12 protein-coding genes and 3 rRNA genes are annotated in these 18320 nt (G+C 66.5%); 1 reads left to right on the top strand and 14 read right to left on the bottom strand.

Annotated elements, in window-relative coordinates; translation table 11 throughout:
- Nucleotides 1-281 precede the first annotated feature (281 nt).
- The 14 genes from ACZ5L9_RS12315 to ACZ5L9_RS12250 form a co-directional block, all read right to left on the bottom strand.
- Nucleotides 282-995 carry a ComF family protein gene (locus ACZ5L9_RS12315; RefSeq protein WP_464528062.1) on the bottom strand — a complete coding sequence of 238 codons (714 nt, stop codon included), beginning with the start codon at nucleotides 993-995 and terminating at the stop codon, nucleotides 282-284.
- A 63-nt stretch (nucleotides 996-1058) separates the two neighbouring features.
- Entirely contained in the window at nucleotides 1059-2786 is a 1728-nt protein-coding gene (locus ACZ5L9_RS12310; protein WP_464528059.1) for an LpqB family beta-propeller domain-containing protein, read from the bottom strand.
- A complete protein-coding gene (gene mtrB / locus ACZ5L9_RS12305) occupies nucleotides 2783-4432 on the bottom strand; it encodes an MtrAB system histidine kinase MtrB (protein WP_464528057.1) in 1650 nt (549 codons plus the stop codon). Before mtrB ends, ACZ5L9_RS12310 begins: the two co-directional genes overlap by 4 nt.
- A gap of 4 nt (nucleotides 4433-4436) precedes the next feature.
- Nucleotides 4437-5144, bottom strand: coding sequence for an MtrAB system response regulator MtrA (mtrA, locus tag ACZ5L9_RS12300; protein WP_464528056.1), 708 nt, complete (start codon nucleotides 5142-5144; stop codon nucleotides 4437-4439).
- 109 nt (nucleotides 5145-5253) lie between these two features.
- Entirely contained in the window at nucleotides 5254-6705 is a 1452-nt protein-coding gene (gene ahcY / locus ACZ5L9_RS12295) for an adenosylhomocysteinase (protein WP_464536857.1), read from the bottom strand.
- Nucleotides 6706-6807: 102 nt separating this feature from the next.
- Complete coding sequence (locus ACZ5L9_RS12290) at nucleotides 6808-7746, bottom strand: DUF808 domain-containing protein (RefSeq protein WP_464528053.1); 939 nt, start codon at nucleotides 7744-7746, stop codon at nucleotides 6808-6810.
- Nucleotides 7743-8813: an acyltransferase family protein gene (locus ACZ5L9_RS12285; RefSeq protein ID WP_464528051.1), complete on the bottom strand. Its 1071-nt coding sequence runs from the start codon at nucleotides 8811-8813 to the stop codon at nucleotides 7743-7745. Before ACZ5L9_RS12285 ends, ACZ5L9_RS12290 begins: the two co-directional genes overlap by 4 nt.
- A gap of 98 nt (nucleotides 8814-8911) precedes the next feature.
- Nucleotides 8912-9028, bottom strand: a 5S ribosomal RNA gene (gene rrf / locus ACZ5L9_RS12280).
- 115 nt (nucleotides 9029-9143) lie between these two features.
- Nucleotides 9144-12218, bottom strand: a 23S ribosomal RNA gene (locus ACZ5L9_RS12275).
- Nucleotides 12219-12721: 503 nt separating this feature from the next.
- A 16S ribosomal RNA gene (locus tag ACZ5L9_RS12270) occupies nucleotides 12722-14237 on the bottom strand.
- Together the 16S, 23S and 5S rRNA genes form the textbook arrangement of a ribosomal RNA operon.
- 445 nt (nucleotides 14238-14682) lie before the next feature.
- On the bottom strand, nucleotides 14683-15723 hold the full coding sequence (locus ACZ5L9_RS12265; RefSeq protein ID WP_464528049.1) for an SIS domain-containing protein: 1041 nt from the start codon (nucleotides 15721-15723) through the stop codon (nucleotides 14683-14685).
- A gap of 32 nt (nucleotides 15724-15755) precedes the next feature.
- A complete protein-coding gene (locus tag ACZ5L9_RS12260) occupies nucleotides 15756-15965 on the bottom strand; it encodes a Trm112 family protein (protein WP_464528047.1) in 210 nt (69 codons plus the stop codon).
- Entirely contained in the window at nucleotides 15965-17347 is a 1383-nt protein-coding gene (locus ACZ5L9_RS12255) for a phosphomannomutase/phosphoglucomutase (RefSeq protein WP_464528045.1), read from the bottom strand. The genes ACZ5L9_RS12260 and ACZ5L9_RS12255 overlap by 1 nt, the downstream gene beginning before the upstream one ends.
- A 69-nt stretch (nucleotides 17348-17416) precedes the next feature.
- Complete coding sequence (locus ACZ5L9_RS12250; RefSeq protein ID WP_464528043.1) at nucleotides 17417-17830, bottom strand: DUF3499 domain-containing protein; 414 nt, start codon at nucleotides 17828-17830, stop codon at nucleotides 17417-17419.
- 66 nt (nucleotides 17831-17896) lie between these two features.
- Here ACZ5L9_RS12250 and ACZ5L9_RS12245 point away from each other — a divergent pair, with 66 nt between their 5' ends.
- Nucleotides 17897-18313 (top strand): metallopeptidase family protein, encoded by a 417-nt coding sequence (locus ACZ5L9_RS12245; protein WP_464528041.1) that lies wholly within the window; start codon nucleotides 17897-17899, stop codon nucleotides 18311-18313.
- Nucleotides 18314-18320: the final 7 nt, after the last annotated feature.

The following is an 18320-nucleotide window of genomic DNA, read 5'->3' as shown; positions in this document are numbered from 1 at the left end:
GCCTGCGGCGGTTTGGCGGCTTGGTGCCACGCCACCGTCTCCCGAGGTCTCGCCGTATCTGACGGCGAGGCCGGGGCAGGACTTACGACTAAGCCGCACCGTGCTCCCCCATCGCTGGGGTTACGTGGACCGTTTCGCCTGCGACTGGCTTCGGCTTGCCGCTCGCGCGCCCGGAAGCCGGGCGCCTGAGCGACGCAACCACGGACCCGGACGGACTCCATACACAGACGTTAGTGCCCAACTCCGGTGAACGAAAGACAAACGCGGCCCGACGTCGGCCCTCAGCCGAGTTTTCGGTGATGCCGCTGCGTCGCGGCGATCGCGGCGAGGCCGATGACGGGCAGCCCGACCGCGGCCAGCGCCCGTTGCGCCTCTCGAGCGGTGGCGCCCGTGGTGATGACGTCGTCGCAGAGAACCACGACCACCCGCCGGTGCTGCCCAGCGAGTCGGCGCAGGGCGGGCGTCGGGCAGGTCAGGGCGCCGGCCAGGTTGGCGGCCCGCCCGCCGGCGTCGAGGCCGGCCTGGTCTCGCAGCCCGGACCGGGTGCGCAGCAGCGGTGCCACGGAGACCTCGGCGTGGACGCCCGTACGCCGCAGCCGGGCTGCGGCACGGGCCGCCAGGGCGCGGGTGCTGTCGAAGCCGCGAGCACGCACGCTGCTGGGTCGCGACGGGACCGGGACCAGGACGACGGGCGTCCGGTCGGCGCTCGTGGCGAGGAGACGGGCGATCGACAGCGCGAGCAGATCCCCGAGCGGGCCGACGAGGGTGAGCAGCTGGTGCTCCTTGAGTCCGACCACCATCTCCTTCACCAGCCCGTCGTACGGCGCCGTGGCGACCGTGCGGGCCAGCCCGGGCGGGCACGGCTGTGGCCGCACGTCCCGCGCCTCGGCGGGAAGGGTCGCCGCGCACCGGACGCAGAGCATCCGGCCGGCGGTGCCGCAGCCGAGGCAGAACGCACCGAGCACCAGGTCGGCGTAGGCGTCGCGCAGGCTCACGTCTCGATCAGAGCAGCCCAGGACGCACGCGGCAACCGACGGTGGGCACCCTGTGGAGAACCGTCAGCCGACGTAGCCGAGCCGCTCCACCGGGCGCGACAACACGGTGTCTCCGTTGTTGCCGGAGAGGTCGACGAGCATGCTCGGGGTGACGCCGTAGAGCGTCTGCTGGGCGACCGGCGAGGCGGCGAGCCCGCGCAGGCGGTCGCCGACCGTGAGGGTCACCGCGGGGAACCCCGCGATGGCGCCGTCGACCGACACCGTCCGGATCAGGGCCGTGCCGGAGAGCTGCTGCAGGGTCACGATCGAGGTCGGGGAGTGCCAGCCGATGTCCCGGATCCGCGCGCCGTCCCCGAGGTCGGAGATGACCTGGGAGCCGACCGCGCCCTGGACACGGCCCTGATCACTGCTGAGGATCCGGCTGGCGACGAGCTGGTCGCCCTCCGTGCGATGCACCAGCGCCACCAGCCGGGAGCCGTCGCGCGACACCAGGAAGCGGCGCACGTCCTGCCCGGTGACGCCGGGGACCACGAGGGTCCGCATCCGCTCGCCGTTGCTGACGTGGACGACGGCACCGTGGGCCGTACGGTCGATGTCCCACAGGTTGCCCGCGAAGTCCCAGGCCGGCTGCAGCAGGTCGGTGCCGGTCAGCAGGACGTGGCTCGGCTCGCCCGGTTGCAGGATCGCCTGGCGCAGCTCGTGTCCGTCGACGCTCACCGCCGCGCCGTGGGACCCGTCGAGGTCGACCGCGAGGCTGCGGATCGCCGGGGTCGCCCTACCGAGCTCGCTCGGGATCGGGTCGACGTGGGCCTGGGTCCCGACGATCGTCTCGACGCCCGCGCCCTCGGCCACACCGAAGAGGTGATCGCTGGTGATGTAGCCCGCCGGGTCGTACTGCGACCCGGTCGTGATCGGGATCGTGCCGGTCGCCGACTCCTCGATCGTGCGGCCGTCGATGACCAGGCGCATCGCGTTGATGCCGTCGTCCTGGCGCAGGGTCCACACCAGCTGCGCGGTCAGCAGGCGCAGGGCCTGCTCGCTCAGCTGACCGAGGTCGCCCTCGAGGTCGACCGAGGCGACGCCGGCGTCGTCCACCGGCACCGAGAGCCCCGAGCTGATGCCCGACGGCAGGAAGGTGCGCACCACCCCGGTCAGCTGGTCGCTGGGTCCGGCGACCAGCGCCCGCACGAGGGTGGTCGGGAGTTGCGTGCCGATCGGCACGAAGACCGGCTCGGGCACGAGGATCCGGGCGCTGGGGTCGAAGTAGTAGAGCGAGACCTGGGTGAAGCGGTCGTCGAACCACGTCTGCGGCACGATCAGCGCGTTGGGGGCCGAGGCGATCCGCCACTCGCCCTTCTCCCGCACCATCGCGAAGTGGAGCTGGGAGTCGGGGACGCCGACGGCGCCCTGCCAGCTGCCCTGGGCGTCGAGCTTGTTGGCGTCCTGCAGGTCGACGGTGACGACGCTGGAGCCGTGCGGCGGGCTCTCGTCGCCGTAGGTGATGGTCTGGCGCTGGGGGTCCCACGACTCGGCGAGATCGGCCGAGAGGAACCGGCGCGCCGTGGTGGTCTGGATCGGCGTGGCCTGCATCGCGTCCAGGAAGCCCTGGACGATCTCGGCGGGTGAGGCACCCACCTGCGGGGGGCGTGGCGCGATGGCGAAGCCGGCGTCGGCGCTCGGTCCGGTGATGTTGCCGATCTCGACCACCGGACCGGCGGTCGGCATCGACGGGCCGCAGCCGGTGAGCAGCAGCGCGGCGGCGGTGAGTGCGGCGGCGAGCAGTCGTCTCATCGCTCCCCCTCGGCGGCCGCGGAGGTGGCCTCGCGCACCGCGTCCGGGCCGGCGTCGCGCGGGACCAGCGGGATCGGGCTGCGCCGCAGGGGCGCACCCGTACGGCGCGGCAGGGTGAGCCGGAACTGGGCGCCCTCACCCGGGCGACCCCAGGCCTGCAGCCAGCCGCCGTGCAGCTGGCTGTCCTCGAGAGAGATGGAGAGGCCGAGGCCGGTGCCACCAGTCGTCCGTGCGCGGGCCGGGTCGGCGCGCCAGAACCGGTTGAAGACCATCGCCGACTCACCGGGCGCCAGGCCGACGCCGTGGTCACGCACCGCGACCGCGGCGCTGTGCTCGTCGCCGTCGACGTAGACGTCGATGTGATCGGAGGTGCCGGCGTGATCGATCGCGTTGCCGACCAGGTTGCGGACGATCCGCTCGACGCGGCGTACGTCCGCCTCGGCCAGGCACGGATGGCCGGGCTCGCGGATGCGCAGCCTGACGCCGCGCTGCGCGGCGAGCGGGTAGGAGTCGTCCACCACCCGGCGGGCGACGTCGACCAGGTCGACGCTGTCGGTCTCGAGCCTGGCCGCACCGGCGTCGAAGCGGCTGATCTCGAGCAGGTCGACGAGGAGCCGCTCGAAGCGGTCGAGCTCGCTCTGCAGCAGCTCGGCGGCGCGCGCGGTGGCCGGGTCGAAGGTGTCCCGGGCGTCGTACAGGACCTCGCTGGCCATCCGGACGGTGGTCAGTGGGGTGCGGAGCTCGTGGGAGACGTCGGAGGTGAAGCGACGCTGCACGCCGGAGAGCTCCTCGAGCTGGCGGATCTGGGTCTGCAGCGCCGTCGCCATCTGGTTGAACGAGAGCGCCAGGCGGGCGAGGTCGTCCTCGCCGGTGACCCGCAGCCGCTCGGTGAGCTGGCCGGCGGCGAGCCGCTCGGCGACCTGGCGGGCCAGTCGGATCGGAGTGACGACCTGACGGGCGACCAGCCAGGCGACGCCGGCGACGAGGAGGACCAGCAGCACGGCGGCCGCGGCCATCGCCCGCAGCACCAGGTGCAGGGTGTCCTGCTCGTCCTGGAGCGGGAAGAGGAAGTAGAGGGTGTACGTGTGCCCGTCGGCGGGCAGCACCACCTGCGAGCCGACCACGACGCCGGGCACCCGCGAGGTGACCTCTCCGAAGGACTGGCTGCGGATCTCCGCGTACGTCCACGCGGTGCTGGCGCCCAGGTCGGCGAAGTGGCGCTCCAGGCTCACCGGGATGCTGCTGATGTCGAGCGAGGGGGTGAACTCGGCGCCGCCGTCGACGATCCGGCCGTCGCCACCGTTGTCGACCGGCCCGGCCAGGACGACGTCGAAGCCGCGGGTCAGGCCCCGCTGGATGATCGGGCCGACCAGGTCGCGCCGCTCCCCCGAGGCGTCGACGTCGATGCCGGAGGCCGCACTGAGCCGGCTGCGCGCGTCCCGTACCTCGCTGGCGGCCTCCGCCGTGACCAGAGAGACCCGGTGCTCGAGCAGGCCGGAGCGGGTCTGCTGCATGAGGAACCAGCCGACGGCACCGACCGCGACGACGGAGAGCAGCACCGTCGCGACGACGACACGGGCCTGGATGGAGCGGCGCCAGAAGGTCCAGCCGTGACGCAGGGCGCCTCTCCCGCGCGAGCGGAGCATCGTGCTAGACGCTGCCGGCCTTGTAGCCGACGCCACGGACCGTCACCACGATCTCGGGCGCCTCGGGGTCGTGCTCGACCTTGGAGCGCAGCCGCTGGACGTGGACGTTGACCAGCCGGGTGTCGGCGGCGTGCCGGTAGCCCCAGACCTGCTCCAGGAGCACGTCGCGGGAGAAGACCTGGTGCGGCTTGCGCGCCAGGCAGACCAGCAGGTCGAACTCGAGCGGGGTGAGGTTGATCGGGACCCCGTCACGCGACACCGTGTGGCCGGTGACGTCGATGGTCAGGTCGCGGATCACCAGCGGCTCGGTGTCCTGCGCGTCGAAGCGGCGCACCCGGGCCTTGATCCGGGCGATCAGCTCCTTGGGCTTGAACGGCTTGACGACGTAGTCGTCGGCGCCGGACTCCAGGCCGACCACCACGTCGCCGGTGTCGCCCTTGGCCGTGAGCATCACGATGGGCACGCCGGACTCGCGTCGGATCTGACGGCACACCTCGATGCCGTCGACGCCGGGGAGCATCAGGTCGAGCAGCACCAGGTCCGGCTTGTAGCGGCGGAACACCTCGAGGGCCTGGTCGCCGCGATGGACCACCGTGGAGTCGAAGCCCTCCTGGCCCAGCACGATCGAGAGCATCTCCGCGAGGGAGGCGTCGTCGTCGACGACGAGGATCCGTCCTCGGCTGTTCTCGTTCGGCACGGTCCGATTCTGCATCACCGGCGCGGCGGTGCCGCCATCGCCACACCCGGCGCTCCCGCGCGTGGCCGGCACCGGACGCGAAGGGCCCCGACCGTCGCACGGTCGGGGCCCTTCGTGGTGATGCTCAGTACCGGTAGTGCTCCGGCTTGAACGGACCCTCGACCGGGACGCCGATGTAGTCGGCCTGCTCCTGGCTGAGCTGGGTCAGCTCGACGCCGAGGGCGGCGAGGTGGAGACGGGCGACCTCCTCGTCCAGGTGCTTGGGCAGCACGTAGACGCCGACCGGGTAGGAGTCGGTCTTGGTGAAGAGCTCGATCTGCGCCAGCACCTGGTTGGTGAAGGAGTTCGACATGACGAAGCTCGGGTGACCGGTCGCGTTGCCGAGGTTGAGCAGACGCCCCTCGGACAGCACGATGATCTTCTTGCCGTCGGCGAAGATCCACTGGTGGACCTGCGGCTTGATCTCGTCCTTGACGATGCCCGGGATCTTGGCCAGGCCGGCCATGTCGATCTCGTTGTCGAAGTGACCGATGTTGCCGACGATCGCCTGGTGCTTCATCCGCTCGAAGTGCTCGGTACGGATGATGTTGAAGTTGCCGGTCGTGGTCACGAAGATGTCGGCGGTCTCGACGACCGACTCCAGCTGCTTGACCTCGTAGCCGTCCATCGCCGCCTGCAGCGCGCAGATCGGGTCGATCTCGGTGACGATGACGCGGGCGCCCTGGCCGCGCAGCGACTCCGCGCAGCCCTTGCCGACGTCGCCGTAGCCGCAGACGACGGCGACCTTGCCGCCGATCATCACGTCGGTAGCGCGGTTGATGCCGTCGATGAGCGAGTGGCGGCAGCCGTACTTGTTGTCGAACTTCGACTTGGTGACCGAGTCGTTGACGTTGATCGCCGGGAAGAGCAGCGAGCCGTCCTTGAACCGCTCGTAGAGGCGGTGAACACCGGTGGTGGTCTCCTCCGAGACGCCCGTGATGTCGTTGGCGATGCTGGTCCAGCGGCTGTTGCTCGACTCCAGGGAGCGCGCGAGGACCCGGAGGACCTCCTTGAACTCCTCGTTGTCGGTGGTGTCCTGGCCCGGGACGGCGCCGGCCTTCTCGTACTCCACGCCGAGGTGGACGAGCATGGTGATGTCGCCACCGTCGTCGAGCAGGATGTTGGGGCCGACCGGGTTGCCCGACTCGTCGGTGAAGTCGAAGACCTTCTCGGCGAGATCCCAGTACTCCGCCAGGGTCTCGCCCTTCCAGGCGAAGACCGGGGTGCCCTGGGGCGCCTCGGCGGTGCCACCGGACTCGGGGCGGCCGACGACGATCGCGGCGGCGGCGTGGTCCTGGGTGGAGAAGATGTTGCAGGAGGCCCAGCGCACGTCGGCACCGAGAGCGGTCAGCGTCTCGATCAGCACGCCGGTCTGGATCGTCATGTGCAACGATCCGGCGATGCGGGCGCCCTTGAGGGGCTGGCTGTCGGCGTAGCGCTCGCGCAGGGCCATGAGGCCGGGCATCTCGTGCTCGGCGAGGGTGAGCTCCTTGCGGCCGAAGTCGGCCAGAGTCAGGTCGGCGACCTGGAAGTCCATGATGTCTCCTTGGACGAGGACGGCGTCTGCGTCGCGCATCTGCGCGCCTGCGGGATCTCCCACGCGGACCACCCAAGGGTAGAGGCCAGCCTCAGCGGCGACTCAATCTTCGGAGCCCGCGGGCGCCTCGGGCGCATGGTGGCGCTTCGGCACCAGGCGCATCGCGGCCAGCACGATCGCACCGACGACGAGGCCGACGACCGCCGAGAGCACCGTCTCGACCAGCCAGCCCTGGACCCCTCCGTGGACGCCGTGTCGCGCATCGTGGATGACGTCGTGCGGCCAGTGCCAGCCCATCTCGTGCAGGCTGTTGACCAGGATGTGGCCGCCGACCCAGATCATGGCGGCGATGCCGACCACGGAGATGATCTCGAGGAGCTTGGGCATCGCCTGCACGAGCCCACGTCCGATCTTCTGCGTCGCCGCTCCCTTGCGCTCGGCGAGCGCGAGGCCGGCGTCGTCCATCTTGACGATCAGACCGACCACACCGTAGACGCCGATGGTGAGCGCGATCGCGACCACGATCAGGATCGAGAGCCGGGCCCAGAAGGACTCGTCGGAGACCGAGTCGAGCGCGATCAGCATGATCTCGGTGGAGAGGATGAGGTCCGTACGGATGGCGCCGGCGATGAGCTCCTTCTCCGACGGCTGGGCCGCAGCGCCCACCTCGCCGTGCCCGTGGCCCCCGCCGAGGCGCTCCCAGACCTTCTCGACGCCTTCGTACGCGAGGTAGCAGCCGCCGACCAGCAGGATCGGGGCGAGCGCCCAGTCCGCCCACTGGCTGAGGATCAGAGCGATCGGCAGGATGATGAGGAGCTTGTTCCGGATCGAGCCCCAGGCGATCTTCTTGACGATCGGGATCTCGCGCTCGGCGGTGACGCCGTGGACGTACTGCGGGGTGACGGCGGTGTCGTCGATGACCACGCCGGCCGCCTTCGCGGTCGCCCGACCTGCGGCCGCGCCGATGTCGTCGACGCTCGCCGCCGCCATCTTGGCGAGGACGGCGATGTCATCCAGAAGACCGAAGAACCCAGCGCTCACGCTGGGACTCTCTCATAGCCTCCCAACCGGGCGTCACGGTGCGTACGGACGACCTGGGTCGCCCCGATGTTCAGGTCACGTGCAGCATCGAAGCGGCGTTCCGCGTAGGTGAGCGGGTCGACCGCACGCTGCAGCACCCCCGAGACCGGGGGCGACGCGAGCACGAGCGCCACAGCCGCCGCCCCGACCGCTGCGATGGCCAGCCCGATACCGCCCTGAGCGTCCACCCAGCCGGGGATGCCGGTGTAGCCGACCCCCTTCACCACGAAGCCGTGGCAGAGGTAGACGACCAGGCTGACGCTACCCATCCTGGTGAACCAGCCCTGCCGCGCCGGCACCAACGCGAGCACGGCGAGGGCCGCGATCGTCCCCGCAAGGAGCAGGACGCCCCGGGTGAGCATCGTCGGCAGGGCGCTGTGCAGGTGCGCGTAGGTCCACGAGTAGTAGAGCCAGCGCGTCTGGGCCCAACCGCCGAGCGTCGTCATCACCGCGGCCGCCGCGACCAGCACAGCGACGGGCAGGGCGCGTGGAACGGCCCGCAGGCGTGCCACCGTCTCCGGAGTGGCGAGCAGGCCGATGGTGAAGAACGGCAGGAAGCCGAGGATCCGGCGCATCGCCAGGTAGTCCCAGTCCAGGTATCCCCCGACCAGGCTGATCGCGAGCGCGACCGGCAGCGCCGCGAGACCGAGACGCTTCAGCGCCGGGGTCGCGAGCCGCCAGCAGAACGTGGCGGGGAGATACCACAGCGGCCAGTGCGGCGAGATCCACAGATGGTGGAAGGGGTTCTCCTGACCGATCACCTGCCGGAAGCCGGCGAGTGCCGCCTCGACGATCACATACGGGACGAGCAGCCCGCGTACCAGCCCCCAGATGCGCTGCGGCGAGTACGAGAACCCGCGCGACAGATAACCGGTGAGCATGACGAACGCCGGCATATGCCACAGGTAGAGGAAGTTGTAGAGGTCGTCGTGCAGACCCGTCCAGGCCAGGAGCGCCCAGCTGTGGCCGACCACCACCAGGGTGACCAGCAGCATCTTGGCGTTGTCGAGCCAGGGATCGCGTGACATTGAGGGCCAGTACCCGATGAGGCATCGGATATGCGCCGGTAAATGCGGGAGGCCCCCATCAGAACAGTGTTCTGATGGGGGCCTCGACCACAATGATTGTCCGGCGGCGTCCTACTCTCCCACAACCTCCCGGTTGCAGTACCATCGGCGCTGTAGGGCTTAACTTCCGGGTTCGGGATGGGACCGGGTGTTTCCCCTACGCTATGACCGCCGTAACCCTTGCCCACCGAATACATTCGATGGAAGTCACGTTGGTGAATCGTTGGTTCGTGGACGCGAACACTTCTTTGCGCAGTTTAGATTGCGTTTGTTGGTTTTGTTGAGCATTTGTAAGGCAAGCCCTCGGCCTATTAGTACCAGTCAGCTCTACCTCACGGTTGTACACTTCTGGCCTATCAACCCCATCGTCTATAGGGAGCCTTAACCCAATATGGGTGGGAAACCTCATCTTGAAACATGCTTCCCGCTTAGATGCGTTCAGCGGTTATCACTTCCGAACGTAGCCAACCAGCCATGCACCTGGCGGTACAACTGGCACACCAGAGGTTCGTCCATCCCGGTCCTCTCGTACTAGGGACAGCCTTTCTCAAGTTTCCTACGCGCGCAGAGGATAGGGACCGAACTGTCTCACGACGTTCTAAACCCAGCTCGCGTGCCGCTTTAATGGGCGAACAGCCCAACCCTTGGGACCTACTCCAGCCCCAGGATGCGACGAGCCGACATCGAGGTGCCAAACCATCCCGTCGATATGGACTCTTGGGGAAGATCAGCCTGTTATCCCCGGGGTACCTTTTATCCGTTGAGCGATGCCGCTTCCACATGCCGACACCGGATCACTAGTTCCGACTTTCGTCCCTGCTCGACATGTCTGTCTCACAGTCAAGCTCCCTTGTGCACTTACACTCAACACCTGATTACCAACCAGGCTGAGGGAACCTTTGAGCGCCTCCGTTACATTTTAGGAGGCAACCGCCCCAGTTAAACTACCCATCAGGCACTGTCCCTGAACCGGATCACGGTCCTAGGTTAGACATCTAGTACGACCAGAGTGGTATTTCAACGATGACTCCACCCATACTGGCGTATGGACTTCACAGTCTCCCACCTATCCTACACAAGCCGAACCAAACACCAATACCAAACTATAGTAAAGGTCCCGGGGTCTTTCCGTCCTTCTGCGCGTAACGAGCATCTTTACTCGTAGTGCAATTTCGCCGAGTCCACGGTTGAGACAGCGCCCAAGTCGTTACTCCATTCGTGCAGGTCGGAACTTACCCGACAAGGAATTTCGCTACCTTAGGATGGTTATAGTTACCACCGCCGTTTACTGGGGCTTAAGTTCTCAGCTTCGACATTGCTGTCTAACCGGTCCCCTTAACCTTCCAGCACCGGGCAGGAGTCAGTCCGTATACATCGTCTTACAACTTCGCACGGACCTGTGTTTTTAGTAAACAGTCGCTTGGGCCTGGTCTCTGCGGCCATCACCGCTTCCCCACGCAAGGTGGTTCACGGATCCGGCCCCCCTTCTCCCGAAGTTACGGGGGCATTTTGCCGAGTTCCTTAACCATGGTTCACTCGATCGCCTTGGTATTCTCTACCTGATCACCTGAGTCGGTTTGGGGTACGGGCGGCTCGAAGCTCGCTAGAGGTTTTTCTCGACAGCATAGGATCATCGACTTCCCCCAAAGGGTCCCCATCAGATCTCAGACTTAATGCAACGCGGATTTGCCTACGTCACGTCCTACATCCTTAGCCGGCGACAACCATCGCGCCGGATCGACTACCTTCCTGCGTCACCCCATCGCTTACCTACTACACGCTCGGGTCATGCGCTACGCACACACGCCGCCCCCGAAGGGTTGGTCGCGGTGTTTCGGGCACTTAGCATCACGCGCCTCAGCATGGGCGCTTCTTCGCCGGTACCAGAATATCAACTGGTTGTCCATCGACTACGCCTGTCGGCCTCGCCTTAGGTCCCGACTTACCCAGGGCAGATTAGCTTGACCCTGGAACCCTTGATCATCCGGCGGATGAGTTTCTCACTCATCATTCGCTACTCATGCCTGCATTCTCACTCGTGTAAACTCCACGGCCAGATCACTCTGCCGCTTCACCGCATACACGACGCTCCCCTACCCACCCCAGACCAAGTCTGGAGTGCCATAGCTTCGGCGGGCGGCTTGAGCCCCGCTACATTGTCGGCGCGGAATCACTTGACCAGTGAGCTATTACGCACTCTTTCAAGGGTGGCTGCTTCCAAGCCAACCTCCTGGTTGTCACTGCGACTCCACATCCTTTTCCACTTAGCCGCCGCTTAGGGGCCTTAGCTGATGGTCTGGGCTGTTTCCCTCTCGACAATGGAGCTTATCCCCCACTGTCTCACTGCTGCGCTCTCACTTACACCCATTCGGAGTTTGGCTAACGTCAGTAACCTGGTCGGGCCCATCGGCTATCCAGTGCTCTACCTGATGCAAGAAACACGCAACGCTGCACCTAAATGCATTTCGGGGAGAACCAGCTATCACGAAGTTTGATTGGCCTTTCACCCCTATCCACAGGTCATCCCCTCCATTTTCAACTGAAGTGGGTTCGGTCCTCCACGCCGTCTTACCGGCGCTTCAACCTGCCCATGGATAGATCACTTCGCTTCGGGTCTAGAGCATGCGACTAAAACGCCCTATTCGGACTCGCTTTCGCTACGACTACCCCACACGGGTTAACCTCGCCACACACCACTAACTCGCAGGCTCATTCTTCAAAAGGCACGCCATCACCCCGAAAGGCTCTGACGGATTGTAGGCACACGGTTTCAGGTACTATTTCACTCCCCGCCAGGGGTACTTTTCACCTTTCCCTCACGGTACTTGTCCGCTATCGGTCATCAAGAAGTATTTAGGCTTAACAGGTGGTCCTGCCAGATTCACACGCCATTCCAGGAGTAGCGTGTTACTTGGGATGCACCTCCACAGTCCGTGTCTTACCACTACGGGACTCTCACCCTCTACGGCGCCGCTTCCCAACGACTTCGCATTCAACACGGATTTCTTACTGTGCCCCAGGCCGGCAGACCCAGGAGAAGGCTCCCACAACCCCAACCACGCAACCCCTGCCGGGTATCACACGTAACTGGTTTAGCCTGATCCGCTTTCGCTCGCCACTACTCACGGAATCACTATTGTTTTCTCTTCCTACCGGTACTGAGATGTTTCACTTCCCGGCGTTCCCTCCAACATCCCTATACATTCAGGATGCGGTAACACGACATGACTCGTGCTGGGTTCCCCCATTCGGACACCCCCGGATCAACGCTCCGTTGCCAACTCCCCAGGGCTTAACGCAGGCTCGCACGTCCTTCATCGGCTCTTGATGCCAAGGCATCCACCATGTGCCCCTCATAGCTTGCCAAACAAACACTCAACAAAAACAACAAACACCGACAACAAACCGGCATCCATCGCCTCATCAAGCAAAACTCAAATCAAAGGCAATAAACTACAAAGACTAGAAAGCACCGCCACCACCCGTACCTGGTGAAGTACGAAAGGCTTGCACGGCGGCACTCATAAGATGCTCGCGTCCACTATCCAACTATCAACCACCACACCCACCAACCCTCTCCCCCAGTACAACCGCACCAGGCTCGAGCGAAAGAGGCCACCCGTGAACCCGAACCCCGCAACCAACGGTCACGGCGAGCCAACAGGCACGAGGAGTGTGATTCCTCAAAGCCCAACAGTGTGCCAAAACTCCCCTGTCCACCGGTGCACGATGAGGTTCCACGCCCCCGAAGAGGCAGTACTGACATCAAACACCAACCCGACCGGGCCCTTCATCGACGATTCCACTAGCGAGCAGCACCATCGCCAAGACACAGTTGTCCTGGACATCATGGCTGACTGACTCCTTAGAAAGGAGGTGATCCAGCCGCACCTTCCGGTACGGCTACCTTGTTACGACTTCGTCCCAATCGCCAGCCCCACCTTCGACAGCTCCCTCCCACAAGGGGTTAGGCCACCGGCTTCGGGTGTTGCCGACTTTCGTGACGTGACGGGCGGTGTGTACAAGGCCCGGGAACGTATTCACCGCAGCGTTGCTGATCTGCGATTACTAGCGACTCCGACTTCATGGGGTCGAGTTGCAGACCCCAATCCGAACTGAGACCGGCTTTTTGGGATTCGCTCCCCCTCACGGGATCGCAGCCCTTTGTACCGGCCATTGTAGCATGCGTGAAGCCCTGGACATAAGGGGCATGATGACTTGACGTCATCCCCACCTTCCTCCGAGTTGACCCCGGCAGTCTCCTATGAGTCCCCAACCGAATTGCTGGCAACATAGGACGAGGGTTGCGCTCGTTGCGGGACTTAACCCAACATCTCACGACACGAGCTGACGACAGCCATGCACCACCTATCTACCGACAAAAAGGGGCACTATCTCTAGCGCTTTCCGGTAGTAGTTGAACCCAGGTAAGGTTCTTCGCGTTGCATCGAATTAATCCGCATGCTCCGCCGCTTGTGCGGGCCCCCGTCAATTCCTTTGAGTTTTAGCCTTGCGGCCGTACTCCCCAGGCGGGGCGCTTAATGCGTTAGCTGCGGCACGGAACCCATGGAATAGGCCCCACACCTAGCGCCCAACGTTTACGGTGTGGACTACCAGGGTATCTAATCCTGTTCGCTCCCCACACTTTCGCTCCTCAGCGTCAGAACATTCCCAGAGAACCGCCTTCGCCACCGGTGTTCCTCCTGATATCTGCGCATTTCACCGCTACACCAGGAATTCCGTTCTCCCCTGAATGCCTCTAGTCTGCCCGTATCGAAAGCAGGCCAGGTGTTAAGCACCTGGTTTTCACTCCCGACGCAACAAACCGCCTACGAGCCCTTTACGCCCAATAATTCCGGACAACGCTCGGACCCTACGTATTACCGCGGCTGCTGGCACGTAGTTGGCCGGTCCTTCTTCTGTGCATACCGTCACTTGCGCTTCGTCTGCACTGAAAGAGGTTTACAACCCGAAGGCCGTCATCCCTCACGCGGCGTTGCTGGATCAGGCTTCCGCCCATTGTCCAATATTCCCCACTGCTGCCTCCCGTAGGAGTCTGGGCCGTGTCTCAGTCCCAGTGTGGCCGGTCACCCTCTCAGGCCGGCTACCCGTCGAAGCCTTGGTAGGCCATTACCCCACCAACAAGCTGATAGGCCGCGAGCACATCCTGGACCCAAAAAAGTTTCCACACACCCCCATGCGAGAGCGCGTCATATCCGGTATTAATCACCGTTTCCGGTGGCTATCCCAGAGTCCAGGGCAGATTACTCACGTGTTACTCACCCGTTCGCCGCTCGAGTACCCCGAAAGGCCTTTCCGCTCGACTTGCATGTGTTAAGCACGCCGCCAGCGTTCGTCCTGAGCCAGGATCAAACTCTCCATCAAAAAACAAACACCCAACCCACCCCAAAGAGCGAGCCGAGCAAGAAGAGATGCCTGCAACAAAACAAACCCCGACAAAAACTTGTCAGAATCATGTTCGTATCCGTCAAACCCAAAGATTCAACGGGGCACAACAAAATTAATTCGTCGACTATTTGACACACTGTTGAGTTCTCAAGAATCACACGCGCACCGTGGCTCGAAACCAAGTCTTTCAGTTTCTCACCTGCGGGGCGATCCGTACTTTATCTCAGGCTTTCCGCTTTCGCAATTTCTCGCGAATTCGCTTTCCGCTTGGGATAAGCGCCGCTAGCCTGGTTTCAGACCCATCCGGGCCCGTCCCCCTGGCTGAGGCGACCCGGAGAACATTACGCACCTGGCGGCGAAGCGCCAAATCGGGCCGCTCGCGCGCTCGGCGGAGCCTGCGCTGAGCGTGGAACGGCGCTGCTCAGTCGGCGACGAGGCCGATGCGGAGGTACTCGGCCGCGTACCGGCCCTGGAGCAGGAGCGAGGCGTAGCGGGCCATCTCCCCCTCCCCCTCGGCGGTGACGATCTCGACGCGGACGCCCTTGCCATCCGCCGTCTCGACCAGATGACGACGCTGTGCCCCCAGCACGGTGCGGGTCTCCTCCGCGCCCTCGGAGAGGTCGTCGAGGACGACCAGGCCCGGACGGGCCTCGCTGGCACCGTCGAACGGGTCGGCGAAGACGTCGCGGGCCCGTGCGGCCTCGATGACGGGGAGCAGGTGCTCGACATCGCCGGCGATGGCCGAGCGGCCGGTCGCGCGGCGCAGCTCCTCCGCGACCCGGCGGGCGGCACGGGCCGCCAGGGCCGAGCCGCCCCACACCACCGGTGTCACATCGGCGAGGGCGATCGAGAGCGCCTTCGCCGGGTTGGTCGCGATGTCGCGGTAGGGGGAGCAGGCGACCGCCACGTCGTCGAGCGCGACGGCGACCGCCTCGGCGCCGGTCTCCGGGCCGAGTCTGACCTGGTCGAGGAACGTCAGCATGACCACGGCGAGCGCCAGCGGGTCGGTCGTCGCGGCGGGCAGGAGCGTGACGTCGCGCCCGGTGGCGTGCTCCCCCACCAGCGACGCGGTCGGCGTGGCGACGACCACCTGGGCGCCACGGCGCCCGGCCTCGGCGACGGCGGCGGCCACACCGGGATCGCCACCGCTCGGCGCGAGCACGACGACCAGGTCGAGCGAGCCGACCCAGCCGGGCAGGCCCGGAGCCGGCCAGGCCACGAAGGGCACCGGGCAGGCCGGCTCGAGGACCGCTCGGAGCAGACGCGAGTCGGGACCGGCGGCGACCACCGCTCGCGGACGACCGGCGCCGTCGCGCCGGGCGACAGCCTCCGCGACGGCCTCGGCAGTCGCGCCGAGCTCGCGCCGTACCCGCGATCCGGACTCGGCGAGGCCGCGCAGCCGCAGGTCGGCGACGTTCAGAGCCTGCTGGTCGTCCAGCCGTGACTCGTCGAAGTAGCTCATCGCCGCATCCGTCCTCTCCGTACCGGTCGGGCCTACTTCTTGGCCTCGTCGATCAGCAGCACCGGGATGGCGTCGCGCACCGGGTAGACGAGACCGCACTCCCCCAGACAGGCGAGCTCGCCGTCGGCGTCGGGGAAGACCGACGCGGCACGCGGCTCGAGCGCGCCGTGGCACTGCGGGCACACGATGATCTCGAGGAGCGTCGGGTCGAGGCCCAGTTCGGGCGCAGTGTTGTCGGTCATCAGCTGTCCTTCCGGATGATCGCGAGGGCCGCGTCGCGGGCCTGCTCCATGGTCGCCTGGTCCTTGCCCTCGGCGTTGAGCCGCAGCAGCGGCTCGGTGTTCGACGCCCGTACGTTGAACGTCCAGTCGGCGTGGCCGACGGTCAGGCCGTCGAGCTCATCCAGCTCGACGCCCTCGGTGTCGGCGTAGACGGTCCTGATCTCGGCGAGCACGGCGCCCTGGTCGGCCACGGTGGAGTTGATCTCCCCGCTGCTCGGGTAGCGGCCGTACGCCCTCATCAGCTCGGAGAGCGGCTGGTCGGTCTCGGCGAGCGCGGCCAGCACGTGCAGCGCCGCCAGCATGCCGGAGTCGGCGCGCCAGAAGTCGCGGAAGTAGAAGTGGCCGCTGTGCTCGCCGCCGAAGACGGCGTCGGTCTCGGCCATGGTGGCCTTGATGTAGGAGTGGCCGACCCGCGTGCGCACCGGCACGCCCCCACGCTCGCGGATGATCTCCGGCACCGCGCGCGAGGTGATCAGGTTGTGGATGACGTGTGCGCCCGGGTCCTTGGCCAGCGCGCGCTCGGCGATGAGCGCGGTGATGGCCGAGGGGCTGACGGCCTGACCGCGCTCGTCGACCAGGAAGCAGCGGTCGGCGTCGCCGTCGAAGGCGAGCCCGGCGTCGGCGCCCTCGGCCAGCACGCGCGCCTTGAGGTCGGTGAGGGTCTCCTCGTCGAGCGGGTTCGCGTCGTGGTTGGGGAAGGTGCCGTCGAGCTCGAAGTACATCGGGACGAGGTCGACCCGGTCGGCGCCGAGTCGCTCGAAGACGGCGGGGGCGGTGTGACCGGCCATGCCGTTGCCCGCGTCGGCGACGACCTTCAGCCGGCGGCCCACGATCGGGGCCAGGCCGAGCAGGTGCGCCGCGTACGCCTCCAGGACGTCGCTCTGCTCGATGGTGCCGGGGACGGCGGTGGGGTCGAGCGGCACGCCCGCGATGACCAGGTCGCGGATCTCGGCGAGCCCGCTCTCCAGGCCGATCGGCACGGCGTACGCGCGACACATCTTGATGCCGTTGTACTGGGCGGGGTTGTGGCTCGCGGTGAACATCGCGCCCGGAAGGCCGAGGTGGCCCGAGGCGAAGTAGAGCTCGTCGGTCGAGGCGAGCCCGATGATCACCACGTCGACGCCGACTTCGGAGGCCCCGTCGGCGAACGCGGCAGCCAGGCCCGGAGAGCTGGGCCGCATGTCGTGGGCGACCACGATCCTCGGTGCGGCGACGACCTTGGCGAAGGCTCGCCCGGTCGCACGCGCCAGGTCCTCGTCGATCTGGTCCGGCACCGTGCCGCGCACGTCGTAGGCCTTGAAGGTCGCGAGCACGTTCGCGGCGTTGATGAGGGGCTCAGCCATGACGCCCACCCTAGGCGACCGGGCGACGTGGTGGAGCGTCGACTCCGGGCTACGCAGCGTGCCGAGGAGTCAGTCGGTGGTGAGGACGCGGAGATGACCGCGGCGCCCGGTCTCGCGGGCCCCGGCCTCGCGTGCCTCCCGAGCACCCGGCTCCGCGATCTGCGCGGCGACCGCACGCGGCGAGCCGGCTGTCACCGAAGCGATCGGGCGACCCGCCTCGCGCACCGCGTTGGCCAGGGCGAGCAGGTCGTCGTCGGAGGGCCCGGCGGGGACGTGCTCGCGGATGAGCCGGACGACCTCCCAGCCACGCGGCGCGGACAGGCGCTCGGCGTGCTCCTCGCAGAGGTCGTAGGCGTGCGGCTCCGCGAACGTGGACAGCGGCCCGAGCACGGCGGTCTGGTCGGCGTACACGTACGTGAGCGTGCACGTCGCAGGGCGAGTGCAGGCAGTACGCGAGCAACGACGAGCCGGGGTCACGGGCACACCGTACCCGCGCGTCGGTCGCGAGCCGATGAGGCTCGCCTAGAGCCCACGGACTAGCCTCGGATCGTGAGCAGGACCCGTGACCGCCGAGGACGCGGAATGCGAGGCCCGGCCGTGATGCCGCGGCTTCCCGGACGCCCCGAGCTGCGGACCCGTCGTGAGCGTTTCGACGACCTGGTGCTGAGCATCGTGACCGAGATCGACGAGCGGTGGCAGGAGCGCCTCGGGCTGGTGGAGTACGCGGTCGAGGACACGCCGCAGATCCCGGACGACTGGTCCACCGAGACCGTCCCGCTCTCCTCCCTGATCCGCGGCAGCGGCACCACGCCCAGCCGGCTGGTCGTCTTCCGCCGCCCCATCGAGCACCGCTGCGAGAGCCGTGCCGAGCTCGAGGCGATGCTGCTCACCGTGATCGTGGAGCAGGTCGCCGAGCTGCTCGGCGTCGACCCCGAGATGGTCGATCCGCGCTACGAGGAGGACTGAGGTCCGC

The sequence above is a fragment of the Nocardioides sp. JCM 18998 genome, from assembly GCF_055391535.1.
This window is presented reverse-complemented; position numbering and strand designations above follow the sequence as displayed.